The 7,011-nt window shown below is 67.1% G+C and carries 6 protein-coding genes; all 6 read left to right on the top strand.

Features of this window, described 5'->3' with window-relative positions:
* A partial coding sequence (locus tag RMO40_RS05405; RefSeq protein ID WP_309717383.1) for a methyl-accepting chemotaxis protein occupies positions 1 to 326 on the top strand: 326 nt, incomplete at its 5' end.
* Positions 327 to 636: 310 nt separating this feature from the next.
* Positions 637 to 2,331 (top strand): circadian clock protein KaiC, encoded by a 1,695-nt coding sequence (kaiC, locus tag RMO40_RS05410; RefSeq protein ID WP_309717386.1) that lies wholly within the window; start codon positions 637 to 639, stop codon positions 2,329 to 2,331.
* Positions 2,328 to 2,627: a circadian clock KaiB family protein gene (locus RMO40_RS05415; protein WP_309717389.1), complete on the top strand. Its 300-nt coding sequence runs from the start codon at positions 2,328 to 2,330 to the stop codon at positions 2,625 to 2,627. Before kaiC ends, RMO40_RS05415 begins: the two co-directional genes overlap by 4 nt.
* Positions 2,624 to 4,816, top strand: coding sequence for a PAS domain-containing protein (locus RMO40_RS05420; protein ID WP_309717391.1), 2,193 nt, complete (start codon positions 2,624 to 2,626; stop codon positions 4,814 to 4,816). The genes RMO40_RS05415 and RMO40_RS05420 overlap by 4 nt, the downstream gene beginning before the upstream one ends.
* Before the next feature lies 1 nt (position 4,817).
* Entirely contained in the window at positions 4,818 to 5,681 is an 864-nt protein-coding gene (locus RMO40_RS05425; RefSeq protein ID WP_309717398.1) for a winged helix-turn-helix domain-containing protein, read from the top strand.
* A gap of 183 nt (positions 5,682 to 5,864) precedes the next feature.
* On the top strand, positions 5,865 to 7,011 hold a 1,147-nt coding region (locus RMO40_RS05430), incomplete at its 3' end, for a PAS domain S-box protein (protein WP_309717400.1).

A 7,011-nucleotide genomic window follows, 5' to 3' on the forward strand; every position in this document is an offset into this window, starting at 1 on the left:
CCGCGCGCGAGATCAAGGGCCTCATCGGCGCCAGCGTCGACAAGGTCGAAGCCGGTTCGCGCCTGGTGGCCGATGCCGGCGCCACCATGAACGAGATCGTGGGCTCGGTGCAGCGTGTGGCCGATATCATTGGCGAGATCACCGCGGCGGCATCGGAGCAGAGCGACGGCATCGGGCAGATCAACACCTCGGTGATCCAGCTCGACCAGATGACGCAGCAAAACGCCGCACTGGTGGAAGAATCGGCGGCCGCGGCGGAGTCGCTCAAGGACCAGGCCCAGCGTCTGGCCCAGGTGGTGTCGGTGTTCAGACTGACACGAGCCTGAGGTTCGTTCGAGGTCGGCCGGCTCGGCTGGCGCTGCGCACCTTCATCTGCGTGCAGACTGCACGGGCAGCGGCCCGAATAAGTCCGAGAGTCACCCGAGAAGAGGCGCACACTGCAAGCAGCACCGCGCCTCACGGGCGGTGCACGAAATCAGGCAGCGACCACCCTGCAAGCGCAGCGAAACAGCCCCACTGACAGAGCGGAGTCTGTCGAAGGGCAAATCGTCCCGTTCGCGATGACGGCCCTCACGCAATGTGCCCATCGGTACCCCCGGCAACTTGCATCCGTTCGATCGGAAGCCGGCGCGCGCCATGTCCTCCACCCAGCAGATCTCCAAATCGCTCACGGGCATCCAGGGCCTGGACGAGCTGACCGGCGGCGGCTTGCCCCAGGGGCGGCCCACGCTGGTGTGCGGCGGGCCGGGTTGCGGCAAGACGCTGCTGGGCATCGAGTTCCTGATCCATGGCGCGCTGCGCTACGGCGAACCCGGCGTCATCATGGCCTTCGAAGAAACGGCCGTCGACCTCACGCAGAACGTGGCCTCACTCGGCTTCGACCTCGACGATCTGGTGGCCCGGCGTCTGCTCGCGATTGATTTCGTGCGCATCGAACGCAGCGAGGTCGAGCAGTATGGCGACTTCGACCTCGAAGGCCTGTTCATCCGGTTGGGGCATGCGATCGACCGCATCGGCGCCAAGCGCGTCCTGCTGGACACCATCGAATCGTTGTTCTCCGGCCTGCCCAACCCGGCGGTGCTGCGCGCCGAGGTTCGCCGCCTGTTCCGCTGGCTGAAAGACAGGCAGATCACGGCCGTCATCACCGGCGAGCGCGGCAGCGAACCGGGAGCGCTGACGCGGCAAGGTCTGGAGGAGTACGTGTCCGACTGCGTGATCATGCTCGACCACCGCGTGGTCGACATGGTGTCTTCGCGCCGGCTGCGCGTCGTCAAGTACCGCGGTTCGACCCACGGCACCAACGAATACCCGTTCCTGATCGACTCGGCCGGCATCTCGGTGTTTCCCATCACCTCGGTCGGCCTGCAACACGAGGTCAGCAACGAACGCGTGCCGAGCGGCGTGCCCGAGCTCGATGCCATGCTGGGCGGCCAAGGCTATTTCAAGGGCAGCAGCGTGCTGGCCTCGGGCACGGCGGGCACCGGCAAGACCAGCCTGGCGGCGCACTTTGCCGCAGCCACCTGCCAGCGTGGCGAGCGGGTCATCTTCTTCACCTTCGAAGAGTCGGCCAACCAGATCATGCGCAACATGCGCACGATCGGGCTCGACCTGGCCCCGTTCGTCGAGCAAGACCTGCTCCGGTTCCACGCCGCCCGGCCCAGCCACCTGGGACTGGAAATGCACCTGGCCACCATGCTGCGGGCGATCCAGGGCTTCGACCCGCAGTCGGTGGTTGTCGACCCGCTCAGCAGCTTCACCGCCCTGGGCGACTCCAACGACGTGCTCGGCATGCTGCTGCGCCTGGTCGACGCGCTCAAGGTGCGCCAGATCACCGGCTTTTTCACCAGCCTCAGTGCCGTGGATGGAAAGATCGAAAAGACCGACGCCACCATCTCCTCGCTGGTCGACACCTGGTTGATGGTGCGTGACATGGAGTTCGGCGGCGAGCGCAACCGGGGCCTCTACGTGCTGAAGTCGCGCGGCATGCAGCACTCGAACCAGATTCGCGAGTTCTCGCTCACGCCGCAGGGCATCGAGCTGCGCCAGCCCTACACCGGACCGGCCGGAGTGCTGACGGGCTCAGCCCGGCTGGCACAAGAGGCGCAGGAGCGTTCGGCCCTGCTGTCGCGCGAGCAGGAGATCGGGCGCAAGCAGAAAGAGCTGGACAGCAAACGCGCGGCGATGGAAGCACAGGTCACGGCGATCCGCGCCGAATTCGCATCGCTCGAGGCTGCGGCGCTGGCCGTGATCGACCAGGCCGAGGTCAGCGAAGACCTGCTCACCCAAGACCGCCAGGACATGGCCCAGAGCCGCCGGGCTGACGCGCCATGAATGCCAACTCCGACGTGTGGGTGTTGCGCCTTTACGTGGCGGGGCAGTCACCACGCTCGCTGCGTGCCTTGTCGAACATTCGCAAGATCTGTCTCGACCTGCTGCCGGGCCGCCACGACCTCGAGGTGATCGATCTTTACCAGCAACCCGAATTGGCGCAGGACGCGCAGATCGTCGCCCTGCCCACCCTCGTCAAACAACTGCCCAAACCGCATCGCATGCTGATCGGCGACTTGTCGAACACCCAGGATGTGCTTCGCGAGCTGGATCTGCCTCGTTTGACGGGCGCACCATGACCACGACCACCGGCCCCGGCGCGCTCGACCACCCACCGGAGCCGGCCCCGGACGGGCGTCGCAGGGCGCAGGCGCCCGGGCAGGCGTCACGCGTCGCGCACGCGGAGCGAGCCGTTGGCAGCCGTGATGTAGATGCACTGTTCGTCTCCGACGACACGGGCCGGCAGCTGATCACGCTGAACGGCGCCGACCGTGCCTACCGCTTGTTGGTCGAAGACATGGCAGACGGCGCGGTGACGCTCACGCCGGACGGCGTGGTCGCGTGGTGCAACCGGAGCTTCGCCGCGCTGCTGGGCCGGCCACTGAACCGATTGATCGGCACGCGCGTCGACCTGTGCTTCGCTCCCGAGGCTCGCGCGAGCCTGGTCACCCTGTTGGCCGACGGCAGCCACGGCACGCAGAACCTGGCGATCGATCTGCTGACCGACCAGGGCCTGCGCGTTCCGACCTACCTGTCGGTCAACCCGTCCGTCGTCGACGGGCTGCCCGAAGCCTTGTGCATGGTCGTCACCGACCTGACCGCGCAGCAGCGCAGCGAAGCCGACAAGCTCGCGCGGCACCAGCTGCTGGAGGTGATCGAAGACCAGCAGCACACGCAAGCGCAGTTGCAAGCCAGCCTGGCCGCGCTGCGCTTGCAAGACCGCGCGCTGGGCGCGATTTCGCAAGGTGTGATGATCACCGACGCTCAGCAAAAGGTCACCTACGTCAACGCGGCTTTCGAGACGATGTCGGGCTATTCCGAGGCCGAGATGCTGGGGCAGTCATGCAAACGGTTGCAAGGGCCGCAGACCGATGCCCGGACGGTGCAAACCATTCGCCAGGCGCTCGCTGCGGTGACGCCATTTCATGGCGAGCTGCAGAACTACCGCAAGGACGGTACGACGTTCTGGAACGACTTGTCGATCACGCCGGTGTTCGACGCGGGCGGCAAGCCGACCCAGTTCGTCGGTGTGCAGCGCGACATCACCGCGCTCAAGCAGGCCGAGCAGACGCGGCACTCACTCGAGGCGCAACTGCGCGAGGCCCACAAGATGGACGCCATCGGCACGCTCGCGGGCGGTATCGCACATGACTTCAACAACATCCTGGGCTCGATGCTGGGCAACCTCGGGATGGCGCGTGAGGCCATGGGCCCGAGTCACACAGCGAGCGCCCTGCTCGATCAGGTCAGCCTGGCGGGCCGGCGCGCACGCAGCCTGGTGGAGCAGATCCTTGCCTTCAGCCGGCGCCAGCCGACGCAGCTGAGAGCCGAGCCGCTCGAACCGATCGTGCGCGAGGCGCTCCACATGCTGCGCGCGACGCTGCCGGCCACGGTGAGGCTGGAGCTCACCGTGCAGACGACACCACAGCCGATGATCCTGTGCGACAAGACCCAGTTGCAGCAAATCGTGATCAACCTGTGCACCAACGCCTGGCAGGCGCTGTCTGGCAGCACCGGGCGCATTCTGCTGGTGATCGACGCGGTGCGCATCGATGCATCGCCCCCGAACGCCTTGCCGGCCGGCGACTATGCGCACCTCAGCGTGAGCGACAACGGCCAGGGGATGAACGCTGCCACGCAGATGCGCATCTTCGAGCCCTTCTTCAGCACCAAGCCGCCCGGCCTCGGCACGGGCTTGGGGCTGTCGGTCGTGCACGGCATCGTGGCCAGCCACCACGGCCACATCGCCGTGCGCAGCCGCCTGGGTGCCGGCACCACCTTCGACCTGCATTTCCCGGTCACCAAGGCCGATGACACCGTGGCGACCCTTCCGGCAGCGCTCGACCCGGTCGTGCACGGGCAAGGCCAGCGCGTGATGTACATCGACGACGACGAAGTCATGCTCTTGATGGTGGGCCAGCTGCTGGAGCGCCTGGGCTATGAAGGCACCTGCCTCAGTGACCCCGCCACCGCCCTCGCCACCGTGCAGGCGCAACCGGGCGCATTCGACATCGTGGTGAGCGACTACAACATGCCCCCGATGACGGGCCTGGAGGTCGCGCGGGCGCTGCGCGAGAGTGCCGCCGATCTGCCGGTGGTGATCAGCTCGGGTTTCATTTCAGACGAGTTGCGGCTTGCCGCCGCCGAGCTCGGCGTGGTGGCGCTGATGCGCAAGGAGCACACGCTGGAGGAGCTCGGTGCGTTGCTGGGCCGGGAGCTCGCGCGGTCGCGCAGCCCGATCTCCCGCGTCGTCGATCCGGACAGTTGAAATGCCCGTCAACATGCGCTCGCTGCCGCGCGAAGCGAAGTTCAACATGCGCGTCAAGGTGATCGAGTTGCGCCGCGCTGGCGGCAGCTATGTGCAGATCGCGTCGCAGGTCGGCCTCAGTCGCACCGGCGTATTTGGCATCTGCAAGCGCCATGCTGCGCTCGGCGTCGGGGCCTTGCACGGTGCACCCGGTGGCCGTGCAACGGGCGAGGGGCGCATGCTCACGCCCGAACAGGAGTCTCTGGTTCGTCAGCAGATCATCGACAACGCGCCAGACCAGCTCGCCATGCCCGACGCGCTGTGGAACCGCGCGGCCGTCTCGCGCCTGATCGAGCAGCGACTGGGCATCGTCATGCCCGTTCGCACGCTGGGCCTGTACCTGGAGCGCTGGGGCTTCACGGCGCGCCGGCCGAAGATCGAAGCCTTCGACCCCCGGTCTTTCCTGGTGAATCAGTGGTTGGCGGATCGGTATCCGCGGGTCTTGGCCCAGTCCAAGGCCGAAGGCGGCGAGATCCACTGGGGCAGCAACAGCCAACTGACGGCGGGGAACACCGGGCTCTCGCCGGCCGCCGCAGCGGCACGATCCAGCCCGCGTGGCATGCGACGCAGCCGGCGCGGCCTCTCGATGATCTCGGCGGTGACCAACAAGGGCCAGTTGCGCTGGATCACCTTCCACGCGCCGCTGGATGCCCACACATTGCTCGGCTTTCTGCACCGCCTGATCAAGGGCGCGAGCAAGAAGGTGTTCCTGATCATGGACGATCTGTCGGTGCCCCACGAGGCCCGCGTCCAGACCTGGCTGGTGGAGCACGAGGAAGCGATCGAGGCCTTCCGCCTGCCGGCGCGGGCTGTGCACGCGGCCTGATTCAAGTTGGAAGCTGCCGCTTCGATTCAAGTTCGTGGCTTCCGCTGCCAAGCCGCTTTGACGCGTTTTTCCTGCCTTCCGGCGAGTTGATCCGCGCGTGAAATACACCTGCCTTGCGAACGGGTGGCGATCTGGTTGGATCTGCAACCCCAGTGACCCCCAGGTAGACAACAGGGAACCCCCATGAGCACCCACAGCGCCGTCATTGCCGTCGAGGTGACCGCCGCCCCCGCGCCACTGCAGCCGCATGACGACCTGAATCTCCAGAACGCGAGCTTGCGACGCCAGGTGGCGCAGCTGGAAGCGGCGCTCGGGGCCATCCTGGGGGATGAGGTGGATGCCTTGTTCGTCGGCGCGGCCGGCAGCAGGCGCGTGTTCACGCTCGATGGCCCGGACCGGCCCTATCGCTCGCTGATCGAGGAGATGGGGGAAGGCGCCCTGACTTTGACCTGCGAGGGTGTGGTCGCGTACGCCAACAGGCGGTTGGCCGAGCTGACGGGGAGGCCGCTGCAGCAGGTGATCGGCTCGCGGGTCCACAGTTGGTTTGCGCCGGAGGGGCACGAGGCGCTGGTTCGGTTGTTGCGAGAGGGCTCGCTCGGCAAACGCAACGCGGAGCTGGACCTGCTCACCCCGGCGGGTGCTCGTGTGCCCGTGATGGTGTCGGTCAGCCCGCTGCTGATCGAAGGTCTGCCCGGCGCCCTGGGCATGATCACCACCGACCTGACGTGGCAACACCGCAGCAAGGCGGCCTTGGAGGCGCGCCAGGTGCTGCTGCAACTGGTCGAGCAGCAGCAGCGTGTGGAGGCCAGCCTGCAAGCCAGCCTGTCGACGCTGCGCCTGCGCGACAGCGCACTCGGCGCGATCTCGCAAGGGGTGCTGATCTCCGACTCCCACGGCCTGGTGAACTACATGAACAGGGCGTGCGAAGACATCTCGGGCTACACCGCCGACGAGGTGGCCGGCCGCAGCGCCAGCCTGCTGCAAGGCCCCGGCACCGACCCGCAGACGCGTCTGGCCTTGCGCTCGGCCATGGCCGAGGCGCGGCCGTTCCATGGCGACATCCTCAACTACCGCAAGGACGGCACGCCGTTCTGGAACGAGCTCTCGGTGACGCCGGTGTTCGACGAGCCGGGCGTGCCCGCGCAGTTCGTCGGCGTGATGCACGATGTCACGGCGCGCCGCCAGGCCAACGCGCAACTCTTGCTGGCCGCCAAGCTGTTCGAGCAAAGCGGCGAAGGCTTCATCGTCACCGATGCCCAATGCAAGATCGTCAAGGTGAACCCGGCCTTCACCGCCCTCTCGGGCTACAGCGAGGCCGAGGCGCTCGGGC

Origin of the sequence: Rhizobacter sp., from assembly GCF_031412075.1 — a bacterium.
GTDB lineage: Bacteria > Pseudomonadota > Gammaproteobacteria > Burkholderiales > Burkholderiaceae_C > Rhizobacter.